This is a genomic window from Serratia sp. BNK-23, assembly GCF_047456145.1.
Classification (GTDB): domain Bacteria; phylum Pseudomonadota; class Gammaproteobacteria; order Enterobacterales; family Enterobacteriaceae; genus Serratia; species Serratia nematodiphila.
The window spans coordinates 2,202,271-2,228,518 of sequence record NZ_CP179900.1; the positions used below are offsets into that span (position 1 = coordinate 2,202,271).

The window sequence follows — 26,248 nt, forward strand, 5'->3', positions numbered from 1 at the left end:
GGCTGTCGCTGTCCTGCGTGAAGCACAACGTGAAAGAACCGTATAAAGCCCACTTGAGCTAACCGAAATCCGGGGCCGGAATGGAGTCTCCTGCCCGTTACTGAATGAGGACGGATCTTCAGTCCGCACCCAGCCCAAACAGCGCAGCCGCATTGCGATCCAAAATGGCGTTCACGTCTTCCTCCGGCAATCCCGCGCGCCGGACGTAGTCCACCGTGGTTTGAAACAGTTCGCCCGGCTGGAACGGGAAATCGGTGCCGAACAACAGCCGCTCTGTGCCGAACGTCGCTGCCGCCGCTTGCAACGCGGGCACCTGATCGTGGCCTACCGTGTCGTACCACATGCGCAGGGCGGCGCGGCTCGGGGGTTCCGGCGTATTCGGCGCTTCCCACGCGACGGTTTGGTCGAGGCGTTCCAGTGTCATCGGCAGCAGGCCGCCCAGGTGTGGCACAATGATTTTCATTTCCGCAAAGCGTTGGGGGATGCCGTTGAGGATAAAGTGCATGGCGGCGACCGTGTCTTCGATCGGCGCGCCGATCGACCAGGTTAAAGCGTAATCGGCGATGAGCGGCGAGTGCGCGCCGCGGCCAGCGGGATGAATGGCCAGCACGCTGCGGCGATGGTTGAGTTCCTGATAGAGCGGCTCGAACAGTGGGTTGGCGATAGACAGCCCGAGCACCGAGGTGGTGATACACGCGCCCAGCATGCCGAGCTGGGTCAAGGCTCTGTCCAGCTCGCGTAACGCAGCGTCGATATGCGGCAGCGGCAAGGAAGCGATGGCCCGGAAGCGGGCGGGATAACGCGCTGCCAGCTCCGCATATTCATCGTTGATCCGGCGCGCGGCATCAACGGCCGCCTGCTCGTCTTCCAGGTGCGGCGACAGCGGCGTCGCCGACAAGATTTGCATGTCGATGCCGGCGCTGTCCAGCAGAGCGAAGCGGGCTGCCAGCTCGCGATCGCTGCGGCCGGCGCCCAATTGCCGATAGGCGGCGACTTCGTGCAGGCCATGAGATTGCAAAAGATCCAGATACTCAGTGCTCCACAGGTGAGCGTGAACATCGAGTCGCATCGGTCGATCTCCCGGAGTACGCGGCGATGCCGCTGGTTCAGGAGAGTATAGGCGGGCGGTGCGACAGCCCCTGGAGGGAAGGCATTTTTTCTACCGACGGGAGCGGGCGAGAGCACGCATTGATCCGGGAACGGTGCGCCGCTCCCGGTCAGCTAATGAGGTCAGAATACCTGTTTGAACGGTTTCACCGTCACGTCGGCGTAGACGCCGGCGGCGATATAGGGATCCTGCTGCGCCCAGGCCTGGGCTTCCGCCAACGAGGCGAATTCGGCGATCACCGTCGAACCGGTAAAGCCGGCGGCGCCGGGATCGTTGCTGTCGATGGCCGGGTTAGGGCCGGCGACCACCAGACGGCCGGCGTCGCGCAGCGCCTGCAGGCGCGCCAGGTGTGCCGGGCGCACCGCCAGACGGTTTTCCAGCGAATTGGGGACGTCTTGCGCGTAGATCAGATAAAGCATGTTTCACCTTTAAAATCATGGCTATAAAACGGTGCTACCAAGGTAGCGCAAAAGGCGCGGCAGGGGAACGGCATAGGGCGAATTTCCCGGCGGATTGGCGCTTATGCCTTGAAGCCGCTACTTTTTATTCGTATAGTGCGGCGCGCTTAAACTGATATGCCATTGAGGTGAGGACATGACGGAACTGGTAAGGGAAAAACTCGATTTGCCGGCGGGCAAAAACAAACTGCTGCTGCATTCGTGCTGCGCGCCCTGTTCCGGCGAGGTGATGGAAGCGATTCAGGCCTCCGGGATCGAGTATGCCATTTTCTTCTATAACCCCAACATTCACCCGCAAAAAGAGTATCTGCTGCGTAAAGAAGAGAACATCCGTTTCGCTGAGCAGCACGGGGTGCCGATTATCGATGCCGATTACGACACCGACAACTGGTTCGCCCGCGCCAAGGGGATGGAGAATGAGCCGGAGCGCGGCATTCGTTGCACCATGTGTTTTGATATGCGTTTCGAGCGCACGGCGCTGTATGCGCATGAGCATGGTTACGACACTATCTCCAGCTCGCTGGGCATCTCGCGCTGGAAGAACATGCAGCAGATCACCGACTGCGGCATCCGTGCGGCGGAAAAGTACCCCGATCTGGTGTACTGGGATTACAACTGGCGCAAGAAGGGCGGTTCGTCGCGCATGATAGAGATCAGCAAGCGCGAACGCTTCTATCAGCAGGAATACTGCGGCTGCGTCTATTCGCTGCGCGACACCAACCTGCACCGTAAGGCGCAAGGGCGGCCGCTGATCAAGCTGGGCGTGCTTTACTATGGCGATGAAGAATAACGCTGACTCACCGAAATTAACCCGCTCCGGCGGGTTTTTTACTTTTTGACGCCTGGCCAGACGTTAATAAAGCGTGTCGCCCCGGCGGTAAAAAAGCAACGGCCAGGTTAATATCCTTATGAGTTTGCTGGTTTTCGCCGCGCATACTGACGATTAAAGCGATAGTTTGCCTTTCGTTATTGAATATGATTGCTATTTGCATTTAAACTTGGCGAACCAGAGGAAACAGAATCATTATGCCGCTAAAAAAGATGTTCCTTAATCGCCGTATATCCGTGCCTTTCGTCTTGTCCGTAGGCCTGCACAGCGCCCTGGTGGCGGGATTGCTTTACGCTTCGGTAAAAGAAGTGGTGGAGCTGCCGAAGCCAGAGGACGCGCCGATCAGCGTCATGATGGTCAATACCGCCGCGATGGCCGAACCGCCGCCGCCGGCACCGGCCGAGCCGGAGCCGCCGCAGGTCGAACCTGAGCCGGAGCCAGAACCGGAACCTATTGTGGAGCCGCCGCCGAAGGCGATTGTGAAGCCGGAGCCGGTCAAGCCGAAACCGAAACCCAAGCCGAAGCCGAAGGTCGAAAAACCGGTGAAACCGGAGCCGAAAAAAGTCGAGCCGCGCGAACCGTCGCCGTTCAACAACGACTCGCCGGCCAAGCCGATCGACAAAGCGCCGGTGAAACAGGCGCCTGCCGCGCCGGTGCAGGGCAACTCGCGCGAGCTCGGCCCAAGGCCGATCAGCCGCGCCAATCCGCTCTATCCGCCGCGGGCCCAGGCTTTACAGATCGAAGGCAGCGTGCGGGTGCAGTTTGATATCGACAGCGACGGGCGCGTCAGCAACGTGCGCATCTTGTCGGCCGAACCGCGCAACATGTTTGAACGTGAAGTGAAGCAGGCGATGCGCAAATGGCGCTATGAAGCCAAAGAAGCGAAAGATCGCACTGTCACTATCCGCTTCAAGTTGAACGGCACGACCGAATTGAACTGAGTTTGGTCATACCAAAAAGAAAGGGTCGCCTCGGCGACCCTTTTTGCATTTGCAGTGTAGCGTCAGTTTATTCTTCGAAGCCGACGCGGAAATTCATTTTGCCCTCAGGCAGCGCGCGCGAGTTGCCTTCCGCATCGACCGCCACATAGGTGAACACCGCTTCGGTCGCCCGGTAGCGCTGGCCGATCGGGGCGGAAGAGACTTTTTTGACCCACACTTCGATATTGATGGTGATCGAGCTGCGTCCGGTGCGGATGCAGTGCGCATAGCAGCAAACCACGTCGCCTACCGCCACCGGTTTCAGGAAGGTCATGCCGTCTACGCGTACCGTCACTACGCGCCCTTCGGCGATCTCTTTTGCCTGGATGGCGCCGCCGATGTCCATTTGCGACATCAGCCAGCCGCCGAAGATATCACCGTTGGCATTGGTATCGGCCGGCATCGCCAGCGTGCGCAGCACCAGCTCGCCGCTGGGTAAAGGTCGTTGTTGTGTCATAGCAGTCTGCTTTTAAAAGGAGGGAATAACATCATACTGCCCGCGGCAAGCGCCGCAGGCATTAACAATTTTGTAACTATTTTTTCTGTTCTTCCGGCATGTGCCGGTAAATATAGATACCGCTGAGGAGGGTGAAGACCAATGTCAGCACCGTCAGGCCAAAGACTTTGAAATTGACCCAGACGCTTTGCGGCAGCCAGAAGGCGACATAGATATTCGCCAGGCCGCAGGCCAGGAAGAAGACCGCCCAGGCCAGGTTAAGGTTGCTCCACACTTTGTCCGGCAGCGTCAGCTCTTTACCCAGCATGCGCTGAACCAGCGGTTTTTTGAGCACCCATTGGCTGATCAGCAGCGCCAGCGCGAACAGCGCGTAAATCACCGTGACCTTCCATTTGATGAACAAATCGTTGTGGAACACCAGCGTCAGGGTGCCGAACACCAGCACCATCAGGAAGGTGATCAGCGTCATCTTCTCGACCTTGCGGTATTTCACCCAGGTGAACACCAGCGCCAGCGCGGTGGCGACAATCAATGCGCCGGAAGCGACGTAAATGTCGTACAGCTTGTAAAAAGCGAAAAAGACAATTAGCGGGAGGAAATCAAGAAACTGCTTCATAAATCAATCCATCATCTGTTCATCGGCCGACTATACCGGATTCGGCGAGCTCTGTGTACCGCCGGGCGTTGCCGATTATCGGCGTTTGGCCGGCGGATTTCTGCCGCGAAAGCAGGAATTTGCATAAACTTACGCAAGAAAGCGCGGGCGCATTGCCAGCGCGGGCCGCAGGCCGCATAGTAAGCGTCATAATAACCAGATAATTTACCGCGGAAAACAGCATGCAGTGGAAATCTCTCCAGGCCCTGACGCCTGGTTTGACGCATTTATTGGGCTATCAACGCAGCTGGCTCAAGCCGGATATTCGCGCCGGTCTTTCCGTCGCCGCCGTGGCGTTGCCGGTGGCTATCGCCTACGCAGAGTTGGCCGGGGTCAGCCCGGTGGTGGGGCTCTATTCCTGCGTCTTGCCGATGGTGGCCTATGCGCTGTTCGGCTCGTCACGCCAGCTGATCGTCGGGCCCGATGCCGCCACCTGTGCGGTGATCGCCGCGGTGGTGACGCCACTGGCGGCGGGCAATATGGAACGCCATTGGCAATTGACCATCATGATGACCGCCATGATGGGCGGTTGGTGCCTGCTGGCCAGCCGGTTCAAGCTGGGGGCGCTGGCGGATCTGCTGTCGCGGCCGATCCTCAGCGGGCTGCTGAACGGGGTGGCGATCACCATTATCGTCGATCAGATCGGCAAGGTGTTGGGGTTTACGATGCGCCCGGCACAGTTGATCGAGCGCATCTACGCGCTGCCCGGTAACCTGCTGCACAGCGACTGGCTGACGATGGCGGTGTCGTTGTTGACGCTGGTGACGCTGCTTGGATTTAAAAAATGGCGGCCTAATTGGCCGGCGCCGCTGTTCGCTATCGTGCTGGCGGCGTTCGTGACCTGGGCGGGCGGCCTGCAGCAGCATGGCGTGGTGACGGTGGGCGGTTTCAGCGGCGTGCTGCCGATCGTCCAGTGGCCGGACTTCCAGCCTGGTTTGCTGCGCGATATGGTGATCCCGGCGCTTAACCTGGCGGTCGTGAGCTTTGTCAGCATGATGCTCACCGCCCGCAGCTTCGCCGCCAAAAACGGTTATGAGGTGAACGCTGACGCTGAGTTTCGCGCGCTGGGACTGGTGAATATCGTCTCTGCGCTGTCGCAAGGTTTCGCCATCAGCGGCGCAGATTCTCGCACCGCGGTGAATGACGCCAACGGCGGCAAGAGCCAGTTGGTGTCGATCATCGCCGCCGCTGTCATCGCCTTTGTCTTGCTGTTCCTGATGGCGCCGCTGCAGTTTATTCCTGTGGCGGGATTGGGTGTGGTGCTGATGTATGCGGCCTGGTCGCTGCTGGACATTCGCGGCATCTGGATCTTGCGCCGTCGCAACGCGCAGGCGTTCCGCCTGGCGCTGTTTACCTTCCTCAGCGTGCTGCTGGTGGGCGTGATCAGCGGCATCGGGCTGGCGGTGTTGCTGGGGCTGATGCAGTTTCTGCGCACCGTCTTCCGGCCGACGGAACAACTGCTGGGCGTCAACGATGAAGGCATGATCCATTCCATGGGCAATAACAATGGGGTGAAGGCGGTACCTGGCGTCATGATGTATCGCTTCAATTCGCCGCTGACCTATTTCAACGTGGCGTATTTCAAACGCCGTATCCTCAATTTGGTCGACGGCACGCCGTTCCAGCCACGTTGGGTGGTGGTGGATGCGGTGGCCAGTTTTACCCATGCCGATATCAGCGTGCTGGCGGCCATCGATGAACTGAAACGCGATCTGTTACAGCGTAACGTAAGGCTGGTGCTGGCGGGGCGTCGCACCGAACTGACGCGTTGGTTCCGCATCAACCGCTTAGGGCGCGATAAAGAGTTGATTTTGGTGCCGGATCTGTACCTGGCGCTGAAGCTGATTCAGAGTAAGGAGCAGGCGGAAGCCGCCGTGGTGGGGTAAACAAAAAAGGGGCACGCCGAAGCGTGCCCCTTGGTTTTTGCTTACGCCGGCGTTAGCCGCGCAGCAGCATATACAGCCGGAACAGGTAGATCAGCAGCAGGGCGGAGACCAGGTTGCTCAACGCGGTCAGCACCACGCTGGCGACGTTCGGCGTCAGCACCGACAGATGGCTCACCAGGAACAGCACCAGCAGCTTAGCCGCCAGCCACAGCATCATCGCCGGCACAATCACGCGCGCATTGGCGAAGGCCAATTTGCTGCTCAGCTTGAGCGAAGCGAACACGCCTTTTTTATCGACGGAGGCGATCACCGGCGCCAGCGCGAAGGCGATAGCCATCAGCACGCCCGGCACCACAAACAGCGTCAGGCCGAGCTGGATCAGCAGGGTGCAGATAAACAGCAGCAGCAGCAGGCGCGGCAAGTCGGGCGCCGAGGCGCCGAGCGCGCGCAGGGCGCTGGTGCGTTGCCCTTGCGACACCAGACGGATCAGCGTCAGCATCCCGCCGACCAGCAGCACGTTGCCGACCAGCGCAGAGAAGGTGGCGGCCGCCGACACTTTCAGCAACACCATCTGCTGTTCCGGCGTCATCTGCTGGATCACTTCCTGAATGCCCATGCCGGTAGACGAGGCGAAATCGCTGGTGGTGGCAGCGAGCGTCGCCAGCTGTTCGGCATCAGGGCTGAAGGCCTGATTCAGCAGCACGGAGATAAACGCCGTCAATAGCGCCAGCATCAGGATGCTGGCCAGTTGGTTGCGTAAAAAGTTAAAACTGTCACGGTACAAAGCGTTGGCCGTGATAGGCATGCAGACTCCTTGGCGTCGGGAAAACAGAGATAAATCAGTGGGTGATTGTACCCTGTTCCACGCCGCTGTGGCACCCCGCGAATTGCACTACGCCTATTTCTTCAACGATCGTCGTCTCAGGCAGCGAAAGCGGCAAGGTCACCGGCAACGGCGGCAGGCCGTAGCGTTCGCGGGCGCGATCGCAGGCTTCGTTGCGCAGGCCGTTTTCACCGGACTGATCGAACTCCCTGCACGGGCTGGGCCGATTAAGGTAGATCGAGCAGGAAACGGCTTTACCTATTTCACCGTCCAGCGCGCTGCAGCGGGGGGACTTGCTGTTGGTCCCCTGCATGCAGCGCAGGAACGGGGTCAAAGGCTCTGTTAAGGAAAGGGGAACGGTGCCGCCGCCGTCTTCGGCTTCGGCCCAATAGAATGACACTCGAAAATAACCGCAGCATGCGCCGCAGCTGACACAGGGATTAAGGATTTCGCTCATCTTGATTGCCCACCGACTCCTCACGGCACCAACCAAAACCAACACGGAAAATGAAATTACCTCAGCCGCATTTTTCTCCGCAACAGAAATTTGAACATGTAGATAATTTGCAACAAAATCGATTTTTTGATGCAGATCAATCCTTGATTTATTAGACGGTTAGGTAACCTTGTTTTTAGTGGGATTTTAAATTTTTACACATAAGATGTGATCTCGATGGGATCACAAATACCCGAAAGTAGGTATATTCCCCCTCGAGCGATTAACCACACAAATGGAATGGATAATGAAAAAGACAACTCTGATGGTATTGGCGACGATGATGGCGCCTATGTTGGCAAGTGCGCATCAGGCCGGTGATTTCCTGTTCCGCGCGGGCACCGCGACGGTGCGTCCAAATGCAGGTTCGGACAACGTGCTGGGATTGGGTTCGCTGGATGCGAAAAACAACACCCAGCTCGGTCTGACCTTCGGTTACATGGTGACGGACAACATCGGCGTTGAGTTGTTGGCCGCAACGCCATTCCGCCACAAGGTTACGCTGGGCGGCACTGATTTGGCGACCGTTCACCAATTGCCGCCTACGCTGATGGCGCAATACTATTTCGGCGACAAGCAGGATAAGCTGCGTCCTTACCTGGGCGTCGGCGTTAACTACACCACTTTCTTTGACGAGAAATTCAACGACTACGGCAAAAGCGCCGGGTTGAGCAACCTCGATCTGAAAGATTCCTGGGGCGTGGCGGCGCAGGCCGGCCTGGATTACAACCTGGATGAGCACTGGATGCTGAACATGTCGGTGTGGTGGATGAACATCGAAACCAAAACTCGCTTCAACGATGCGAACGGTGGGCACCACAGCTTCGATACGCGTCTGGATCCGTGGGTGTTCATGTTCGGGGCGGGTTACCGCTTCTGATGAAGGCCACAAACAGGGAGGCGTTGCGCCTCCCTGTGTCGGTATTATTTAAGTTGCATCACGTTTTCAACAGATTTCACGCCGGCAACGCCGCGAGTGACCTGCACCGCACGATTGGCGTCATCGCTGGACGTCACGAAACCGCTCAGCTGAACGCGCCCTTTAAAGGTTTCCACGCTGATCTCACGTGACTTGATGTTTTTATCCGCCAGCAGTGCCGATTTCACTTTGGTGGTGATCACCGTGTCATCGATATAACCGCCCGTTCCCTCAGATTTCGCCGTCGGCGCGCAAGCGCTCACCGCGACCGCCACAACGGCGGCCATGCACAAGGCCGAAAGGGTTTTAAAAAGCTTCATAAATTACTCTCCATGCAATGTTATGGTTGAAACTCGTACGGTTTTTCGCCGCAGCGAGCGCATTCCCCAAATCAAACGAAGAAATGCATAGCGAACAAAGTTCATTGTGAGACAAGACCTGCGTTTGTTCAAATTTTTGCTGTAAATAAATGGAACAAACTTTGAGGGGAAACAAGCTGTTAAAGCGAGCGCCGGCGGGGCGCTCGCTGGAGAGGATCACGCCCGGGTGGCGCGCTTCATATTGCTGACGAAGGCCGCCAGCCTGGTCAGCATCTCCGTCGGGTTGGCATGGTGCTGTTCGATGATTTTGACGATGGCCGAGCCGGAGATCGCGCCGGCGGCCCCGGCCTGCAGCGCGGCCTTCACCTGCTCGGGCTCGGAGATGCCGAAGCCCTGCAGCGGCGGCGCGGCATGATACTCGCGCAGCTTGTTCACCAGGTGATGCAGCGGCAGCTGCGCCCGGCTTTCGGTGCCGGTGACGCCGGCGCGCGACAGCAGGTAGGTATAGCCGCGGCCGTGCGAAGCGATTTCGCGCAGCAGATCGTCATCGGCGTTCGGCGGGCAGATGAAGATGGGTGCGATACCGTGACGAGCGGCGGCGGCGCGGAACGGCGCAGACTCTTCAAACGGCACGTCGGCGACCAGCACCGAATCCACGCCCACTTCGGCGCAGCGTTGGTAAAACCCATCGATGCCTTTATGGAACACCAGATTAGCGTACATCAGCAGGCCGATGGGAATGGTCGGGTGCTTCTGGCGGATGGCCGCCAGCATCTCGAAGCACTGAGTCGGCGTGACGCCGGCGGCGAAAGCGCGCAGCGTCGCGCTCTGGATGGTTGGGCCATCCGCCAGCGGATCGGAGAAGGGGATGCCCAGCTCCAGCGCATCCGCGCCCGCTTCGATCAGGGTGTCGATAATCTGCAGCGACAGCGTCGGATTAGGATCGCCCAGCGTCACGAACGGGACGAAGGCGCCTTCCTTGTTGCTTTCCAGGCGTTTGAACAGTTGCTGATAACGTTCCATCAGATTTCTCCCCGTGCTTTCAAAATGTCGTGAACGGTAAATATGTCTTTGTCGCCGCGGCCGGACAGGTTGACCACCAGGATCTGTTCTTTCTGCGGCGTTTCACGGATCATTTTCAGCGCGTGCGCCAGGGCGTGTGAGGATTCCAGCGCCGGGATGATGCCTTCATGGCGCGACAGCGCCTTGAACGCTTCCAGCGCTTCGTCGTCGGTGATCGACACGTATTCGGCGCGGCCGATACTGTTCAGGAAGGCGTGCTGCGGCCCGACGGACGGGAAGTCCAACCCGGCGGAGATTGAATAGGATTCTTCAATCTGGCCTTCGGCGGTCTGCATCATCGGCGCTTTCATGCCGAAGTAGATGCCGACGTGGCCATGCTTGAGCGGCGCGCCGTGCTGACCGGTTTCGATGCCCAGACCGGCGGGTTCCACGCCGATCAGACCCACTTCGGCGTCATCGATAAAATCGGCGAACATGCCGATGGCGTTGGAGCCGCCGCCGACGCAGGCGATGACGGCATCCGGCAGGCGGCCTTCGCGCTCCAGCACCTGCGCTTTGGTTTCTTCGCCGATCATGCGCTGGAATTCACGCACGATGGTGGGGTACGGGTGCGGGCCGGCGGCGGTGCCGAGCATATAGTGGGCGGTTTCATAGCTGCCGGACCAGTCGCGCAGCGCTTCGTTGCAGGCGTCTTTCAGCGTAGCGGAGCCGCTGTGCACCGGGATCACTTCCGCGCCCATCAGCCGCATGCGGAAGACGTTCGGCGACTGGCGCTCAACGTCTTTGGCACCCATATAGATGCGGCATTTCAGGCCGAGCAGCGCGCAGGCCAGCGCTGACGCGACGCCGTGTTGGCCGGCGCCGGTTTCCGCGATGATCTCGGTTTTGCCCATGCGCTTGGCCAGCAAGGCCTGACCCAGCACCTGGTTGGTCTTGTGTGCGCCGCCGTGCAGCAGGTCTTCACGCTTCAGATAAAGCTTGGTGTTGCTGCCGGCAGTGAGGTTTTTGCACAGCGTCAGCGCCGTCGGGCGGCCCGCGTAGTTCTTCAACAGATCGATAAATTCCGCCTGAAACGCCGGATCGCGCTGGGCGCTGACAAAGGCTTCTTCCAGTTGTTTCAGGGCCGGCATCAGAATTTGCGGCACGTATTGGCCACCAAATTCGCCGAAGTAGGGGTTAAGCAGCGTCATGAGAGTTCCCGTTATTATCCGTTATTAATATAGAGCCGTATTCAGTAGGCGCGCAGGGTCTGGAAGACCGAGGCCAGGCGCGCGGGATCTTTGATGCCCGGTTCGCTTTCCACGCCGGAGTTGAAGTCCAGCCCGGCGCAGCCGAGCTTGGCCGCTTCGACGCAGTTGTCGGCGCGCAGGCCGCCCGCCAGCATCACGTTAGTCAGATCTTCGCCTTGCAATACCGACCAGTCGAAGCGTTGGCCGGTGCCGCCGGCGCCGTTGTCGAGCAGGTAGCGATCGACATGCTGCAGATCGCGCGCCGGCACTCGATCTTTCACGCTCAGCGCTTTCCAGATGCGGCAATCGGCCGGCAAACGGGCGCGCAGGGCGCTGATATAGGCCTGGTCTTCCGCGCCGTGCAGTTGCACCGCGTGCAGCCCGAGGCGCTCAACGGTCAACGCCACGGTATCGAGCTGGGCGTCGCAGAACACGCCGACATACTTCAGCGGCGCGCCGGAGATCACTTCGCGGGCGCGGGTGATGTCCACATAGCGCGGTGAACGGCCGACGAAGATTAGCCCGCCGTAGATGGCGCCGGCCTGATAGGCGGCGGCGGCGTCCTGCGGACGAGTCAGGCCGCACACTTTGTTGTCGCCGAGGATCACGCGGCGCACGGCGGCGCGCAGATCGGGTTCCGACATCAGCGCGCTGCCGATCAGGAAGCCGTTGGCGTAATGGCTCAGCTCGCGGATCTGCCCATAGTTGTTGATGCCTGACTCGCTGATCACCGTCACGCCATGCGGCACGCGCGGCGCCAGCTGGCGGGTGCGGTTCAGATCGATGCTCAGATCGCGCAGATCGCGGTTGTTGATGCCGACCACGCGCGCTTCCAGCGCGATCGCGCGCTGCAGTTCTTCTTCACTGATCACTTCGGTCAGCACGCCCATATTCAGGCTGTGGGCTACCGCCGCCAGTTGGCGATACTGGTCGTCGGTCAACACCGACAGCATCAGCAGGATGGCATCGGCCTGATAGTAGCGCGCCAGGTAAATCTGATATGGATCGATGATAAAGTCTTTGCACAACACCGGTTGGCTGACGGCTTTACTGACCAGCGGCAGGAAATCGAAGCTGCCCTGGAAGTATTTCTCGTCGGTCAGCACCGAGATCGCCGAGGCGAAATCTTTATACACCGTGGCGATCTCTACCGGATCAAAGTTCTCGCGAATCAGCCCTTTGGAAGGCGAGGCCTTCTTGCATTCGAGAATGAAAGCCGTCCGGGTGCCCTGCAGCGCGTGATAGAAACTGCGTTCACTCGGCACGATGTCGTTCTGAAAGCCGGCCAGGGGCTGTTGCTGTTGTCGCGCCGCGATCCATTGCGCTTTGTCGCGGACAATCTTGTGTAGCACGGTTTCCTGCATCATTTATCCTCTTGCCGCCAGTGCGATGACACGCTCATAGGCCTGCCCGCTGTTGATCATATCCAGTGCCTGCCGCGCATTTTGGCGCAGGTCTTCATGTCCGAATAACTTCAGAAGCAACGCGACGTTGGCCGCGACCGCCGCGGCGTGCGCCGGCTCGCCTTTACCTTGTAACAGCCGCGCCAAAATGTCACGGTTTTCTTCCGGCGTACCGCCCAGCAAGGCTTCCAGCGGATAGGTTTCCAATCCGAAGGACTGCGGCGTGAGCTGGTAGCTGCTGATTTCGCCGTTGTTCAATTCCGCCACGTGCGTCGGGGCGTGGATCGCCACCTCGTCCATGCCGCCGCCGTGAACCACCGCCGCACGCTGATAACCCAGCACGCGCAGGGTTTCGGCAATCGGCAGCACCAGTTCCGGGCTGTAAACGCCGATCAGCGCCAGCGGCGGGCGCGCCGGGTTGATCAGCGGGCCCAGCACGTTGAACAGTGTGCGGGTCTTCAGCTGCTGGCGCACCGGCATGGCGTGACGAAAACCGGTGTGGTACTGCGGCGCGAACAGGAAGCACACGCCAAGATCGTCCAACGCCTTGCGCGCCTCTTCCGCCGGCAGATCCAGACGGATACCGAACGCCGCCAGCAGATCCGAAGAGCCGGAACGGCTAGAGACGCTGCGGTTGCCGTGTTTGGCGATCTTCGCGCCGCACGCCGCCGCCACGAAGGCGCTGGCGGTGGAAATATTGATGCTGTTGGTGCCGTCGCCGCCGGTGCCGACGATATCGGCGAACAGATAGTCAGGGCGCGGGAACGGCTGAGCGTCGTCCAGCAGCGCTTTGGCGGCGCCGGCGATCTCTTCCGGGCGCTCGCCGCGGACTTTCATGCTGATCAACGCCGCCGCCAGTTGGCTCGGCTCCAGCTCGCCGCGCACGATGGCGCTGAACAGCTGTTGGCTTTCCTGCTGGCTCATCGACTCGGCGCGGTACAGTTTCTCAAGAATAGGTTGCATCGTCGTGTTCCTTATATTACTTCGCCAGCGCCCAGGCCAGGGTCTGCTCAAGCAGGCGCGCGCCGTGGGTGGTCAGAATCGATTCCGGGTGGAACTGGAAGCCGCACACGCGGCGGCGGTCGTCGCGCACCGCCATCACCATTTCGCCGAAACGGGCGTTGACGGTGAGATCGGCCGGGATATTGCTGCCGACCAGCGAGTGGTAGCGCGCCACTGGCAGCGGATTGGCCATGCCGGCGAACATGCCTTCGCCATCGTGAGCGATCGCCGAGGCTTTGCCGTGCAGGATCTCGCCCGCCTGGCCGACCTGGCCGCCATAGGCTTCGACGATCGCCTGGTGGCCGAGGCAGATGCCGATGATCGGCAGTTGGCCGCGCAGACGCTGCAGCAGTTCCGGCATACAGCCCGCTTCGGAAGGGGCGCCAGGGCCGGGCGACAGCATCAGCACCGGCTGTTCCATCTGTTGCAGACGCTCGATGATCACCTCGGCGGCGATCTGATTACGGTAAATCACCACCTGGTGGCCGCTGGCGCGCAGCTGATCGACCAGGTTGTAGGTAAAGGAGTCGACGTTGTCGAGCAGCAGGATATCGGCCATCAGAACACCTCCTTGGCATGGTGCGCAGTGGCGATGGCGCGCAGCACGGCACGGGCTTTATTACGGGTTTCGTCGGCTTCCGCCTGCGGGACGGAATCCAGCACCACGCCGGCACCGGCTTGCACGGTGGCGATGCCATCTTCAACGTAGGCGGAGCGAATGACGATGCAGGTATCCAGATCGCCGGTGGCGGTGAAGTAGCCCACTGCGCCGCCGTAGCTGCCGCGGCGCGTGCCTTCGGAGGCGGCGATCAGCTGCATCGCCCGCACTTTCGGCGCGCCGCTGAGGGTGCCCATGTTCATGCAGGCCTGGTAGGCGTGCAGCACGTCGAGATCGGCGCGCAGGGTGCCCACCACGCGGGAAACCAGGTGCATGACGAATGAATAGCGATCCACTTTGGTCAGGTCGGCCACGTAGCGGCTGCCGGCCTGGCAGATGCGCGCCAGATCGTTGCGCGCCAGATCGACCAGCATCAAGTGCTCGGCCAGCTCTTTGTGGTCGGTGCGCATTTCCAGCTCGATGCGGCTGTCGAGATCCAAATCCAGCGACCCATCGGCGCGGCGGCCGCGTGGGCGAGTGCCGGCGATCGGGTAGATTTCGATTTGGCGATTGCCCGCGTCGTATTTCAGCGCGCTCTCCGGCGAAGCGCCGAACAGGGTGAAGTCATCATCCTGCATGAAGAACATGTACGGGCTGGGGTTGTTGTCTTTCAACGTTTGGTAGGCCGCCAGCGGCGCCGGGCACGGCAGGGTGAAGCGGCGCGACGGCACCACCTGGAAAATCTCGCCCTGGCGGATCGCTTCCTGCAGCTCGCTGACCACCGCGCCGTACTCTTCGTCGCTCTGGTTACAGCTCAGCTGCATGTTTTCCAGCGTTTGGTGCGGGATTGGCTGCGGGGGTTGTTGCAACTCAGCCTGCAGCTGTTCCAGGCGGTGCTGCAAACGCTGCGCTTCACTCGCCTGCTCACTGAAGACGCTGGCCTGCAGACGGGCCGAGCCGCGTTGATGATCCAGCACCAGCAGGGTTTCCGCCAGATAGAAGCAGAAGTCCGGGCAGCGTTGATCCTGGCGCAGCGCCGGCAGGTTTTCAAAACCGGCGACCAAATCATAGGCGAACAGGCCGCCCAGCATCACGGCTTCGCGCTCGTCCGCCGGGGAGTCCACCAGCGTCAGCAGTGTGCGCAGTGCGTCGAACACCGACAGGGAGCGCAGGCGCGCGTCTTCGTCCTGCACCTCGTCGATCGCCGGGAAGGTCAGCTCGCGGCCGTTAGGGCGTGCCTGATTGCGCACCTCGGGCGGCAGCGCTTCGTCCAGCAGCGGCAGCAGCGCCGCGCCGTTGGCGGTGAGCGCCTGCACGCTGACGGTGTGGCCCAGTGCGGTAATGCGCAGCGCGCTGTCGATCACCAGCAGGCTCTGCAGATTCTGTTTGCTGTTGATTTCCGCCGACTCCAGCAGCAGGGTGGCCGGACGGGCGCCGCACAGCTGGTGGAAAAGGGTGGTGGGATCGCCCCGGTAGCTGGCTTGCGCCTTCAGCAATGTCAGTTGTGGTTTGGTGTTCATCATCGGTGGTTCCAGTGAATTCTGTCCATAAAAAAGCCCGCATCAGGTGCGGGCTCAGGAAATCTGCATTGTCAGATGACAGCTATGCGCGATTACACCGCCCGCAAGAGGGAGGTACGCCACCAACCGTGAAGAGAAATGTATGTGTTCATTTGCAGACTCTCTTTTTTAACTCTCATCCGACACGGCCGTTGCCGTGAACTTGTGTACTAGTTAACTGGTTCGCGAAGGCAAAGTCAACCCTCTTTTTGCACAATGTTTTAGCGGTCAGCGTGAATTCTATTCATCGTCTGCCTGGCGCAGAATAGATTTCCGTCCGGCCGCCGATCGCGGGTATGATAGAAAGCCAAGCCATTGCCGGATAGCCGTTTTGACAGACAGTAACCCCCCATCCACCGCTTTTACTCTGTACGATCTCCACAGCCACACGACCGCCTCTGATGGCTACCTGACGCCAACGCAGCTGGTGCTGCGGGCGGTAGAGATGCGCGTGGGTGTGCTGGCGATCACCGATCACGACACCACCGCAGGCTTGGCTGAGGCCGCCGCCGCTATTGCGGAGCAGGCGTTGCCGCTGCGGCTGGTCAACGGGGTGGAAATCTCGACGCTGTGGGAAAACCATGAAATTCATATCGTTGGGTTGGGCATGGACGTCGCGCACCCGGCGCTGGTGGCGCTATTGGCGGAACAAACCGAACGTCGCAACCGGCGGGCACAGGAGATCGGCGCGCGTCTGGGTAAAGCGCGCATTCCCGACGCCTATGCCGGCGCCCAGCGGTTGGCGGGGGCCGGTGCGGTGACCCGCGGCCATTTCGCCCGTTACCTGGTGGAGATTGGCGTGGCGGACAACATGGCGCAGGTGTTCAAGAAATATCTGGCCAAAGGCAAAACCGGCTACGTGCCGCCGCAGTGGTGTACAATAGAACAAGCCATTGATGCGATTCATCAATCGGGCGGCCAGGCGGTGATAGCGCATCCCGGCCGTTACGATCTGACCGCGAAGTGGTTGAAACGTTTGCTGGCGCATTTCGCCGAACACGGCGGCGACGCCATGGAAGTGGCGCAGTGTCAGCAGGCGCCGCATGAGCGCTCGCAGTTGGCGAAATACGCCCAGGACTACCGCCTGTTGGCCTCGCAAGGATCTGATTTTCATCAGCCTTGTTCGTGGATCGAACTGGGCCGCAAACTGTGGCTGCCGGGCGGGGTCGAGCCGGTGTGGCGCGATTGGCCGCAGCCTGGCGAGGCGGTCTGATTTTTCGCGCGTGGCAACGCGCGCGGGCATCATTTTAGGAGCAAGTCATGAGTCAGCTTTTTTATATTCACCCGGACAACCCACAGCCGCGTTTGATTAACCAGGCGGTTGAGGTGCTGCGCAAGGGCGGGGTGATCGTTTATCCCACCGATTCCGGCTACGCGCTGGGCTGTATGCTGGAAGAAAAGGCGGCGATGGAACGCATTTGCCGCATCCGTCAGTTGGACGGCAACCACAATTTCACCCTGATGTGCCGCGATCTGTCCGAGTTGTCGACTTATGCGCACGTCGATAATACGGCGTTCCGCCTGATTAAAAACAATACGCCGGGCAACTACACCTTCATTCTGAAAGCGACCAAAGAAGTGCCGCGCCGCCTGATGAATGAAAAGCGCAAAACCATCGGCCTGCGTGTGCCGTCGAACCCGATCGCATTGGCGCTGCTGGAGGCGCTGAACGAACCGATGATGTCCACCACCCTGATGCTGCCGGGCAATGATTTTGCCGAGTCCGATCCGGAAGAGATCAACGATCATTTGGGCAAGGTGGTCGATCTGGTGATCCACGGCGGCTTCCTTGGCCAACAGCCGACCACGGTGATCGATCTGACCGAATCCTCGCCGGAAGTGGTGCGTGAGGGGGCGGGCGACGCGGCGCCTTTCCGTTGATGTCAATTGTTGCCACCTTGCCCATTGTCTGAAAATCGGCTGAAGCGACGCTATTTCGCGTGAAAGCCGCTATTCTTGAAGACTTCAGAATTGATAATGGGCAGGATGCGCAGCAATGATTAAACAGGTTTCTTTTTTAGCGGCCTTATTATTTTCCTCAATGGCAAATGCGGGGTTTTATTCGGGCAGTGGTCTGCTGGCGGAATCCAGCGGTTACGTAAAAAATAAAAGCGGTGAAGCCACCGTGGCCGAAGCGCTGAATGGCGGCATGTTCATGGGATACGTCGCCGGCGTATTCGATACTTATTCCATGCAGGGCAACCGCAATATCTGCCCGGAAGCCGGGATGAGCATCGGCGTAGCCGCCGACGCGGTGATGCAGTATTTGAACGAGCATCCTGAGCAACTGCATTATTCCGCACCGTCGGTGATCATGCTGGCGTTAAGTGCCGCCTATCCCTGCGTGCGCCATTAAGTTCCCATTCCAATTAGTGCGCATTTTTTCATAAGGTGCGCCCAGGGGGCTTTCCGCACGAACTTCAATAGATCAATACCTGCTGCGCTGTCACCTTATCCCCGTCGGTATTCCCCGAACGGGTCGGGGAGAGACGCGCAGGAGGTAATATGACCGCATTTCACAGTGCCAACATGATACTCGACTATCAGGATGTCGGCTCAGGGCCGCTCACGTTGGTGTTGCTGCCCGGCTGGTGCGAACCGAAAACCGTGTTTGAGCCGTTCATCTCTCTGGCGGCCGAACGCTATCGGGTGATCAGCATCGACTGGCGAGGCCATGGCCTGTCTTCAAAAGCCACGGAGATGTCGCTGACGGCGGACGACTTGCTGGAGGATGTGCGCCAACTGCTGACGGCGCTGCGTTTGGATAACGCGGTCACTCTGTCGGTGGCGCACGCCAGCTGGCTGGCGGTAGCGTTGGCCGAAGCGTTGCCGCAACGGGTACGGGGCATGGTGTTTCTCGACTGGATCATGACGCAGCCGGAGCCGGCGTTCTTTACGGCGGTGAGCCGCATGCAGCAGCCGCAGCAGTGGCTGGCGGCACGCGACGCCTTGTTCGACTTTTGGCAGGGCGGCATCCGCCACGATCGGGTCAAACGCCATCTGGAGGTCGAGATGGCGCAGGAGGATTACCGGCTTTGGCGTGCCGCCGGGGTGGCCATCGAACAGGCCTACCGGCAATTCGGCTCGCCGCTGCAACGCCTGGCGGGCATGAGCGCGCCGCCGCCGTGCCGGCACATCTACTCGTTGGATCGCCGCGACGACTATTTGCGGCAACAGCAGGCATTTGCCGCCGAGCAGCCGTTTTTCTCCGTGGTGCGTCTAGGGGAGGCCCGCACTCACCTCGGTATTCTGGAACGGCCTGACGCGGTGCTGTGGGCAGTGGAGGATTTTTTGGCGCCGTGAACGCCGCCTGTGGGGGCCACCGCCGATAAAGTGGGTTTCAACACCTTAGAAAGCCTGTATAATACGCGGTTCGATCCTGATAAACGTATTATGACCGTGGTGGCGGTTGGCCACGGCGGTATCCCCCCGACGCCTGTGAAGGCGACATTAGAGGTTGCTCAATGAGCGAAAAGTTACAGAAAGTTTTAGCGCGCGCCGGGCATGGCTCGCGTCGTGAAATCGAAACCATGATTGAAGCCGGGCGCGTCAGCGTCGACGGCAAGGTCGCCAAGCTGGGCGATCGCGTTGAAGTGACCCCGGCGATGAAAATTCGTCTGGACGGTCATGTCCTGTCGATCAAAGAGTCCGAAGAGGTGGTTTGCCGGGTGCTGGCTTACTACAAACCGGAAGGCGAGCTGTGTACCCGCAGCGATCCTGAAGGCCGCCCGACGGTGTTCGATCGCCTGCCGAAGCTGCGCGGTTCGCGCTGGGTGGCGGTAGGGCGCCTGGACGTCAACACCTCCGGTCTGCTGCTGTTCACTACCGATGGTGAACTGGCCAACCGTCTGATGCACCCGAGCCGTGAAGTGGAGCGCGAATACGCGGTGCGCGTGTTCGGCCAGGTCGACGATGCGAAAGTGAAGCAGCTGAGCAAAGGCGTGCAATTGGAAGACGGCCCGGCCGCCTTCCGCACCATCAGCTTCCAGGGCGGTGAAGGCCTCAATCAGTGGTACAACGTGACCCTGACTGAAGGCCGCAACCGTGAAGTGCGTCGCCTGTGGGAAGCGGTGGGCGTGCAGGTGAGCCGCCTGATCCGCGTGCGTTACGGCGACATCGATCTGCCGAAAGGCCTGCCGCGCGGCGGCTGGGCCGAACTGGATCTGCCGGCGATCAACTACCTGCGCGAGCTGGTGGAGTTGAAACCGGAAACGGTCAGCAAAATGCCGGTGGAGCGTGAGCGCCGCCGCGTGAAGGCCAACCAGATCCGCCGGGCGGTCAAGCGCCACTCGCAGGTGGCCGGCAGCGGCCGCCGCAGTGCGCCAGGCAGCAAACCAGGCAAGCCAAGCAAACGCAGCTAATCCCGCCGTTCTGGCCCCGTTCGGGGCCAGAACGTTTTGTTACCAATCGATCCCTTGTTGCGCCTTCACGCCCGCGTCGAACGCGTGTTTCACCGGCCGCATCTCCGTGACCGTATCCGCCAGTTCCAACAGATCGCGATGGCAGCCGCGCCCGGTCAGGATCACCGTCTGATGCGCAGGGCGTTGCAGGAGCGCTGCCTTCAGCTCTTCCAGTTCCAGATAGCCGTAGGTCAGCATGTAGGTCACTTCGTCCAGCAGCACCAGATCCAGGCTGTTGTCGGCCAGCATGCGTTTGCCGTGCTGCCACACCGCCTGGCAGGCGGCGGTGTCGCCGGCCTTGTTCTGCGTTTCCCAGGTAAAACCGGTGGCCATCACCTGAAATTCAACGCCGTGTTGCTGCAGCAGATTCTTTTCGCCATTGGGCCATTCGCCCTTGATGAACTGGATCACCCCGGCGCGCATGCCGTGGCCGACCGCGCGGGTGACGGTGCCGAAGGCGGCGGTGGTTTTGCCTTTGCCGTTGCCGGTAAACACCAGCAGCAGGCCGCGGGTGTCCTGCGCCGCAGCGATGCGCGCATCGACCTGTTCTTTCAGGCGCTGCTGGCGCTGTTGATGACGATCTTCCGCCATGAAACGCTCCTGATTATTCGGCTGCGCCGGGTTTGCGGTTCGGCTGCGCGTCGAAGCTCATGCCGGTTTTGCGGCGGCTGTCTTCGCCCATCAAATACAGATACAGCGGCATGATATCGGCCGGGGTTTTCAGCTTGTTCTTGTCTTCGTGCGGGAAGGCAGATGCGCGCATTTTGGTGCGAGTGCCGCCCGGATTGATGCAGTTCACCCGCAGATTGCGGTTTTTGTACTCGTCGGCCAACACCTGCATCATGCCCTCGGTGGCGAACTTCGACACCGCATAGGCACCCCAATCTGCGCGGCCGGTACGCCCGACGCTGGAGCTGGTGAACACCAGCGACCCGGCGTGGGATTTCAGCAGCAGCGGCAGCAGTGCCTGAGTCAGCATAAAGGTGGCGTTGACGTTAACCTGCATCACTTCTTGCCACATGGTCATCGACAGGTCGGCCATCGGCGCGATGTCGCCGAGCAGGCCGGCGTTGTGCAGCACGCCATCAAGGCGGGGGATCTGGTGCGCCAGATCGTCGGCTATCTGCCGGCATTGCTTCTGAGTGGCGTGCAGCAAGTCCAGCGTCACCACCAGGGCCGGGGCACCGCCCTGGGCTGCGATCTCTTGTTGTACCGCCAGCAGTTTGCTCTCGGTGCGCCCCAGCAGCACCAACTGGGCGCCGAAGCGCGCGTAGGTCAGCGCCGCTTCACGGCCGATGCCGTCGCCGGCGCCGGTGACCAAAATGATACGTTGTTCGAGCAGATCTTGTTTGGGTTGGTAATGCACGATAAATCCTCGCCTGGGTGGCTGTTCTCCCGCAGATATCGGGGAGCAAGGGTGAAACGCGCGGCCGGGGCGGGAGCGAAGGCTCGACCGTCTGCGGGCCGCGCAGCGAATCCGTCTCATCATATTGATGAATAATGGGTGTTATATGCCTTAATCCGCGGGCATTTTCAATGCGTAGCAGGCTGAAATGGCATTCTTTTGTAACAAAAGCGCGGCGGTGGCGGCTTGGTTCGGCCGTAAATCGTCCCCATAGTGATGCTCTGTGCGCAATGAATTTTCATTTAGCCGCGACAGCAGCCGCTGCGGTTGGCTAAAATGGAAATAAGCATACTAACAACCTGTAAATAAAGGCGGAATCTGTGGAGTTTATATCTGTTTATGGCCTGTTTCTGGCCAAGGTCGCCACGGTGGTGCTCGCCATCGCCGCGTTGGCCATCCTGGCGGTCAGTTTGGGGCAACGCAAGAGCCGCCAGAAAGGGGAGCTGCAGCTGACCGATCTCGGCGAACAGTATCGCGAGATGCAGCGCGATATGCGCCTGGCGCGCATGGATGCCGCCGAGCAGAAGGTTTGGCTGAAACAGTTCAAAAAGCAGACTAAATCTGATGACAAATTGAAGAAACAGCGCGCCAAGTCCGGCGCGGTGGAAGTGGCCAAGCCGTGCCTGTATGTGCTGGACTTCAAGGGCAGCATGGACGCGCACGAGGTCACCTCGCTGCGCGAAGAGATCTCGGCGGTGCTGGCGGTGGCGTCGGCGCAGGATGAAGTTCTGTTGCGCCTGGAAAGCCCTGGCGGGGTGGTGCACGGCTACGGCCTGGCGGCTTCGCAGTTGGAGCGCCTGCGCAAAGGCGGCATTCGTCTGACGGTCGCGGTGGATAAAGTGGCGGCCAGCGGCGGCTACATGATGGCTTGCGTTGCGGATCGCATCGTGGCGGCGCCGTTCGCCATCATCGGTTCCATCGGCGTGGTGGCGCAGATCCCGAACTTCCACCGCCTGTTGAAAAAGAACGATATCGACGTGGAGTTGCACACCGCCGGGCAATTTAAACGCACGCTGACGCTGTTTGGCGAAAACACCGAACAAGGGCGCGAGAAGTTCCGAGAAGATCTGAACGAAACGCACGAGCTGTTCAAGCGCTTTGTGCATGAGCAGCGTCCGTCGCTCGACATCGACAGCGTCGCCACCGGTGAGCACTGGTTCGGTTCACAGGCGAAAGAGAAGGGCCTGATCGACGCCATCGGCACCAGCGATGATTTGCTGATCGCCGAGCTGGATAACCACGAAGTGATCGCCGTGCGCTATACGCGCCGCAAACGCCTGATGGATCGCTTCACCGGCAGCGCGGCGGAAAGCGTCGATCGTTTGCTGCTGCGCTGGTGGCAGCGTGGGGAAAAGCCGTTGTTGTAACGGCAACGAGAGCGGGAATCAACGGGGGCCAGGCGCCCCCGTTTTCTTGTCTTAATCGACCAGGTGGTATTTTTCCGAAAGCAGGTGAGCCAAATGTTTAAACATATTAAATACCGCGGTGGTTTTGGCGGTGGGCAATCCATCGGCATCCAAAAAGTATTCGCCGCGAAAAACTAAAACGCCGCTTTTTTGTTCAACGTCGGTGGCGATCATGCCGTGCAGATAATCTTCGTGTTGGCGGATGATGTTATTTGCTTCCGCCAGCAGGGCCTCGCGGCCGATAGGTGCAGTATTCGTGCGCATTTATTAGACTCCAAACTAAAAACTCTGCGCATATTCTAACGCCGGTTCGCTTTTATCCGCAAACCGACTAAGGTTTATTTGCCGTCTGGATGGCCATGGGCGGCCGCCGGTTGGCGAAATCGGACTTTCCATGCTAATTAGGTTGCGTGACGCTTTTTATCAGGTACAGTGTGGGATTTTGCGGCGTCGGGTGGAAGGTTTTGTTTACGCCATGAATAAAACTCACACAGCCATACTTCTGGGGCATGGGTGAATAGCAGGCAGGATCAACAACTTGCGTTCAGGTTGAGCAGTTGGGCAACCAAAAGAAAAAAATCTGTTGATCTCTTGCCAGACTGCCGCAATATAAAAAAAGAGACACGAATTGCCGCGGCACGGCGAGATAAAAGACTTCTTTTTAGAAGAAATAAATTAGGTAAAGGTAAATATGGGTAAAGCTCTCGTAATAGTTGAGTCCCCGGCAAAAGCCAAAACTATTAATAAATATTTAGGAAGTGACTACGTGGTGAAGTCCAGCGTCGGTCACATCCGTGATTTGCCGACCAGTGGCTCAGCCAGCAAAAAGAGCGCTGACTCAACCGAAGACAAAGCCAAGAAAAAAGTTAAAAAAGATGAGAAGGCGGCGCTGGTAAATCGCATGGGCGTCGACCCTTACCACGGCTGGAAAGCGCATTATGAAATCCTGCCGGGTAAAGAAAAAGTGGTCGCCGAGTTAAAATCGTTGGCGGAAAACGCCGACCACATTTATCTCGCAACTGACCTTGACCGCGAAGGGGAAGCCATTGCCTGGCACCTGCGGGAAGTGATCGGTGGCGATGACAAACGCTTTAGCCGCGTGGTGTTTAACGAAATCACCAAAAACGCGATCCAACAGGCGTTCAAACAGCCGGGCGAGCTGAACATTGATCGTGTCAACGCGCAGCAGGCGCGCCGGTTTATGGACCGCGTGGTGGGTTATATGGTCTCGCCGCTGCTGTGGAAGAAAATCGCCCGCGGCCTGTCCGCCGGCCGTGTGCAGTCGGTGGCGGTGCGTCTGGTGGTGGAGCGCGAACGCGACATCAAGGCGTTCGTGCCGGAAGAGTACTGGGAGCTGCATGCCGATCTGCTGGCGAAGGGTGAAACCGCGCTGCAGATGGAAGTGACCCATGCGCACGACAAACCGTTCAAGCCGGTTAACCGCGAGCAGACTCACGCCGCGGTCAAGTTGCTGGAAAAAGCCCGCTACACGGTGCTGGATCGCGAAGACAAACCGACCAGCAGCAAGCCGGGCGCGCCTTTCATTACCTCCACGCTGCAACAGGCCGCCAGCACCCGCCTGAGCTTCGGCGTGAAGAAAACCATGATGATGGCGCAACGGCTGTATGAAGCCGGCCACATCACCTATATGCGTACCGACTCCACCAACCTGAGCCAGGATGCGCTCAACATGGTGCGTGGCTACATCGGCGACAACTTCGGCGATAAATACCTGCCGAAGGCGCCGAATCAGTACAGCAGCAAAGAGAATTCGCAGGAAGCGCACGAAGCGATCCGTCCTTCGGACGTGAACGTGCTCGCCGAGCAGCTCAAAGACATGGAAGCGGACGCGCAGAAGCTGTATCAGCTGATCTGGCGCCAGTTCGTTGCCTGCCAGATGACGCCGGCGCAATACGATTCCACTACGCTGACGGTGAAAGCCGGCGATTATCAGCTGCGCGCCAAGGGCCGTACGCTGCGCTTTGACGGCTGGACCAAGGTGATGCCGGCGTTGCGCAAGGGCGATGAAGATCGCACGTTGCCGTTCGTCGAAATCGGCAGCGAGCTGGATCTGCAGAAACTGATCCCGAGCCAGCACTTCACCAAGCCGCCGGCGCGTTACAGCGAAGCTTCGCTGGTGAAAGAGCTGGAGAAACGCGGCATCGGCCGTCCGTCCACCTACGCCTCCATCATCTCGACCATTCAGGATCGCGGTTATGTGCGGGTGGAAAGCCGCCGTTTCTATGCCGAGAAAATGGGCGAGATCGTCACCGATCGTCTGGAAGAGAACTTCCGCGAGCTGATGAACTATGACTTCACCGCACGCATGGAAGACGGCCTCGATGAGGTCGCCAACAACCAGGCCGAGTGGAAAGCGGTACTGGACGAGTTCTTTGTCGATTTCAGCGAGCAGCTGGAAACGGCGGAGAAGGATCCGGAAGAAGGCGGCATGCGGCCTAACCAGATGGTGATGACCAGCATCGACTGCCCGACCTGCGGCCGCAAGATGGGCATCCGTACCGCCAGCACCGGCGTGTTCCTCGGCTGTTCCGGCTACGCGCTGCCGCCGAAGGAACGTTGCAAAACCACCATCAACCTGGTGCCTGAAGCGGAAGTGCTCAACATCCTCGAAGGCGACGACGCGGAAACCAACGCGTTGCGCGCCCGCCGCCGCTGCCAGAAATGCGGTACGGCGATGGACAGCTATCTGATCGATAACCAGCGCAAGCTGCACGTCTGCGGCAACAACCCGGCGTGTGACGGCTATGAGATCGAAGAGGGCGAGTTCCGCCTGAAAGGCTATGACGGCCCGGTGGTGGAGTGCGACAAGTGCGGTTCGGAAATGCACCTGAAAATGGGGCGTTTCGGCAAGTACATGGGCTGCACCAACGAGAACTGCAAAAACACCCGCAAGATCCTGCGTAACGGCGATGTCGCGCCGCCGAAGGAAGATCCGGTGCCGTTGCCGGAACTGCCGTGCGAGAAGTCCGACGCCTATTTCGTGCTGCGTGACGGCGCTGCCGGCGTGTTCCTGGCGGCCAACACCTTCCCTAAATCGCGCGAGACCCGCGCGCCGTTGGTGGAAGAGCTGGCTCGCTTCAAGGATCGTCTGCCGGAGAAACTACGCTATCTGGCCGATGCGCCGGTGGCGGATGCCGAAGGCAACAAAACGCTGGTGCGTTTCAGCCGTAAAACCAAGCAGCAGTACGTCTCCTCTGAAAAAGACGGCAAGGCGACCGGTTGGTCCGCGTTCTACGTGGACGGCAAGTGGGTCGAAGGCAAGAAGTAAGGC

Annotated in this window: 25 protein-coding genes, 1 pseudogene and 1 other annotated feature; of the genes and pseudogenes, 11 read left to right on the forward strand and 15 right to left on the reverse strand. The window is 59.8% G+C overall.

The features are described 5' to 3' along the window. Window positions 1–118: 118 nt before the first annotated feature. Window positions 119–1,069, reverse strand: coding sequence for an amidohydrolase family protein (locus ACMGF9_RS10440; RefSeq protein WP_015378074.1), 951 nt, complete (start codon window positions 1,067–1,069; stop codon window positions 119–121). A 161-nt stretch (window positions 1,070–1,230) separates the two neighbouring features. Continuing rightward, window positions 1,231–1,527 (reverse strand): YciI family protein, encoded by a 297-nt coding sequence (locus ACMGF9_RS10445; protein ID WP_004932096.1) that lies wholly within the window; start codon window positions 1,525–1,527, stop codon window positions 1,231–1,233. Window positions 1,528–1,702: 175 nt separating this feature from the next. On the opposite strand from ACMGF9_RS10445, the gene ACMGF9_RS10450 reads away from it, so the two are divergent. Together ACMGF9_RS10450 and tonB are read left to right on the forward strand one after the other, a co-directional pair. Further along, the gene (locus tag ACMGF9_RS10450; RefSeq protein ID WP_015378073.1) at window positions 1,703–2,356 is read left to right on the forward strand and encodes an epoxyqueuosine reductase QueH; all 654 of its coding nucleotides are present in this window, start codon (window positions 1,703–1,705) and stop codon (window positions 2,354–2,356) included. A gap of 236 nt (window positions 2,357–2,592) precedes the next feature. Continuing rightward, window positions 2,593–3,336 (forward strand): TonB system transport protein TonB, encoded by a 744-nt coding sequence (gene tonB / locus ACMGF9_RS10455; protein WP_021503828.1) that lies wholly within the window; start codon window positions 2,593–2,595, stop codon window positions 3,334–3,336. Between the two features lie 67 nt (window positions 3,337–3,403). On the opposite strand, the gene yciA is transcribed toward tonB, so the two are convergent. Together yciA and ACMGF9_RS10465 are read right to left on the reverse strand one after the other, a co-directional pair. Then, window positions 3,404–3,832 (reverse strand): acyl-CoA thioester hydrolase YciA, encoded by a 429-nt coding sequence (yciA, locus tag ACMGF9_RS10460; RefSeq protein ID WP_004932085.1) that lies wholly within the window; start codon window positions 3,830–3,832, stop codon window positions 3,404–3,406. 76 nt (window positions 3,833–3,908) lie between these two features. Further along, window positions 3,909–4,448, reverse strand: coding sequence for a septation protein A (locus ACMGF9_RS10465; RefSeq protein ID WP_004932082.1), 540 nt, complete (start codon window positions 4,446–4,448; stop codon window positions 3,909–3,911). Between the two features lie 221 nt (window positions 4,449–4,669). Between ACMGF9_RS10465 and ACMGF9_RS10470 the strand changes: the two genes are divergently transcribed. After that, on the forward strand, window positions 4,670–6,373 hold the full coding sequence (locus ACMGF9_RS10470) for a SulP family inorganic anion transporter (RefSeq protein ID WP_004932080.1): 1,704 nt from the start codon (window positions 4,670–4,672) through the stop codon (window positions 6,371–6,373). A 52-nt stretch (window positions 6,374–6,425) separates the two neighbouring features. Here ACMGF9_RS10470 and ACMGF9_RS10475 read toward each other — a convergent pair whose 3' ends face one another. Both ACMGF9_RS10475 and ACMGF9_RS10480 read right to left on the reverse strand, forming a co-directional pair. Beyond that, entirely contained in the window at window positions 6,426–7,178 is a 753-nt protein-coding gene (locus ACMGF9_RS10475) for a YciC family protein (protein ID WP_004932079.1), read from the reverse strand. A 34-nt stretch (window positions 7,179–7,212) separates the two neighbouring features. After that, window positions 7,213–7,653: a YkgJ family cysteine cluster protein gene (locus tag ACMGF9_RS10480; RefSeq protein WP_015378070.1), complete on the reverse strand. Its 441-nt coding sequence runs from the start codon at window positions 7,651–7,653 to the stop codon at window positions 7,213–7,215. 286 nt (window positions 7,654–7,939) lie between these two features. Here ACMGF9_RS10480 and ompW point away from each other — a divergent pair, with 286 nt between their 5' ends. After that, on the forward strand, window positions 7,940–8,572 hold the full coding sequence (ompW, locus tag ACMGF9_RS10485; protein WP_004932076.1) for an outer membrane protein OmpW: 633 nt from the start codon (window positions 7,940–7,942) through the stop codon (window positions 8,570–8,572). Window positions 8,573–8,616: 44 nt separating this feature from the next. Here the strand turns inward: ompW and ACMGF9_RS10490 are convergent, their stop codons facing one another. From ACMGF9_RS10490 to ACMGF9_RS10515, 6 genes and pseudogenes are all read right to left on the reverse strand, one after another. Continuing rightward, window positions 8,617–8,931 carry a BON domain-containing protein gene (locus ACMGF9_RS10490; protein ID WP_004932073.1) on the reverse strand — a complete coding sequence of 105 codons (315 nt, stop codon included), beginning with the start codon at window positions 8,929–8,931 and terminating at the stop codon, window positions 8,617–8,619. A 216-nt stretch (window positions 8,932–9,147) separates the two neighbouring features. Continuing rightward, complete coding sequence (gene trpA, locus ACMGF9_RS10495; protein WP_021503826.1) at window positions 9,148–9,954, reverse strand: tryptophan synthase subunit alpha; 807 nt, start codon at window positions 9,952–9,954, stop codon at window positions 9,148–9,150. Next, window positions 9,954–11,144, reverse strand: coding sequence for a tryptophan synthase subunit beta (gene trpB, locus ACMGF9_RS10500; RefSeq protein ID WP_015378068.1), 1,191 nt, complete (start codon window positions 11,142–11,144; stop codon window positions 9,954–9,956). Before trpB ends, trpA begins: the two co-directional genes overlap by 1 nt. A gap of 41 nt (window positions 11,145–11,185) precedes the next feature. Continuing rightward, complete coding sequence (gene trpCF, locus ACMGF9_RS10505; RefSeq protein WP_031299679.1) at window positions 11,186–12,547, reverse strand: bifunctional indole-3-glycerol-phosphate synthase TrpC/phosphoribosylanthranilate isomerase TrpF; 1,362 nt, start codon at window positions 12,545–12,547, stop codon at window positions 11,186–11,188. A 3-nt stretch (window positions 12,548–12,550) separates the two neighbouring features. Beyond that, window positions 12,551–14,147, reverse strand: a pseudogene (trpD, locus tag ACMGF9_RS10510) (bifunctional anthranilate synthase glutamate amidotransferase component TrpG/anthranilate phosphoribosyltransferase TrpD). After that, window positions 14,147–15,709 (reverse strand): anthranilate synthase component 1, encoded by a 1,563-nt coding sequence (locus ACMGF9_RS10515; RefSeq protein WP_015378065.1) that lies wholly within the window; start codon window positions 15,707–15,709, stop codon window positions 14,147–14,149. Before ACMGF9_RS10515 ends, trpD begins: the two are co-directional and overlap by 1 nt. A 24-nt stretch (window positions 15,710–15,733) precedes the next feature. Next, window positions 15,734–15,837 (reverse strand) — a sequence feature (Trp leader region). Window positions 15,838–16,076: 239 nt separating this feature from the next. Here ACMGF9_RS10515 and rnm point away from each other — a divergent pair. The 5 genes from rnm (at window position 16,077) to rluB (ending at window position 20,106) form a co-directional block, all read left to right on the forward strand. Further along, entirely contained in the window at window positions 16,077–16,958 is an 882-nt protein-coding gene (gene rnm, locus ACMGF9_RS10520; RefSeq protein ID WP_015378064.1) for an RNase RNM, read from the forward strand. 47 nt (window positions 16,959–17,005) lie between these two features. Further along, the gene (locus tag ACMGF9_RS10525) at window positions 17,006–17,626 is read left to right on the forward strand and encodes an L-threonylcarbamoyladenylate synthase (RefSeq protein ID WP_004932058.1); all 621 of its coding nucleotides are present in this window, start codon (window positions 17,006–17,008) and stop codon (window positions 17,624–17,626) included. A 115-nt stretch (window positions 17,627–17,741) separates the two neighbouring features. Beyond that, complete coding sequence (locus ACMGF9_RS10530; protein ID WP_004932057.1) at window positions 17,742–18,101, forward strand: Rap1a/Tai family immunity protein; 360 nt, start codon at window positions 17,742–17,744, stop codon at window positions 18,099–18,101. 149 nt (window positions 18,102–18,250) lie between these two features. After that, window positions 18,251–19,048: an alpha/beta fold hydrolase gene (locus ACMGF9_RS10535; RefSeq protein WP_351005008.1), complete on the forward strand. Its 798-nt coding sequence runs from the start codon at window positions 18,251–18,253 to the stop codon at window positions 19,046–19,048. Window positions 19,049–19,209: 161 nt separating this feature from the next. Continuing rightward, window positions 19,210–20,106, forward strand: coding sequence for a 23S rRNA pseudouridine(2605) synthase RluB (gene rluB / locus ACMGF9_RS10540; protein WP_015378049.1), 897 nt, complete (start codon window positions 19,210–19,212; stop codon window positions 20,104–20,106). A 39-nt stretch (window positions 20,107–20,145) separates the two neighbouring features. Here rluB and cobO read toward each other — a convergent pair whose 3' ends face one another. Together cobO and ACMGF9_RS10550 are read right to left on the reverse strand one after the other, a co-directional pair. Further along, complete coding sequence (cobO, locus tag ACMGF9_RS10545; RefSeq protein ID WP_075684653.1) at window positions 20,146–20,736, reverse strand: cob(I)yrinic acid a,c-diamide adenosyltransferase; 591 nt, start codon at window positions 20,734–20,736, stop codon at window positions 20,146–20,148. Window positions 20,737–20,749: 13 nt separating this feature from the next. Continuing rightward, window positions 20,750–21,511 (reverse strand): YciK family oxidoreductase, encoded by a 762-nt coding sequence (locus tag ACMGF9_RS10550; RefSeq protein ID WP_414160220.1) that lies wholly within the window; start codon window positions 21,509–21,511, stop codon window positions 20,750–20,752. Between the two features lie 359 nt (window positions 21,512–21,870). Between ACMGF9_RS10550 and sohB the strand changes: the two genes are divergently transcribed. Then, complete coding sequence (sohB, locus tag ACMGF9_RS10555; protein WP_004930703.1) at window positions 21,871–22,917, forward strand: protease SohB; 1,047 nt, start codon at window positions 21,871–21,873, stop codon at window positions 22,915–22,917. Between the two features lie 51 nt (window positions 22,918–22,968). Here sohB and ACMGF9_RS10560 read toward each other — a convergent pair whose 3' ends face one another. Next, entirely contained in the window at window positions 22,969–23,220 is a 252-nt protein-coding gene (locus ACMGF9_RS10560) for a YciN family protein (protein WP_004930700.1), read from the reverse strand. A 427-nt stretch (window positions 23,221–23,647) separates the two neighbouring features. Here ACMGF9_RS10560 and topA point away from each other — a divergent pair, with 427 nt between their 5' ends. After that, the gene (topA, locus tag ACMGF9_RS10565; protein ID WP_015378045.1) at window positions 23,648–26,245 is read left to right on the forward strand and encodes a type I DNA topoisomerase; all 2,598 of its coding nucleotides are present in this window, start codon (window positions 23,648–23,650) and stop codon (window positions 26,243–26,245) included. The last annotated feature ends 3 nt before the right edge of the window (window positions 26,246–26,248 follow it).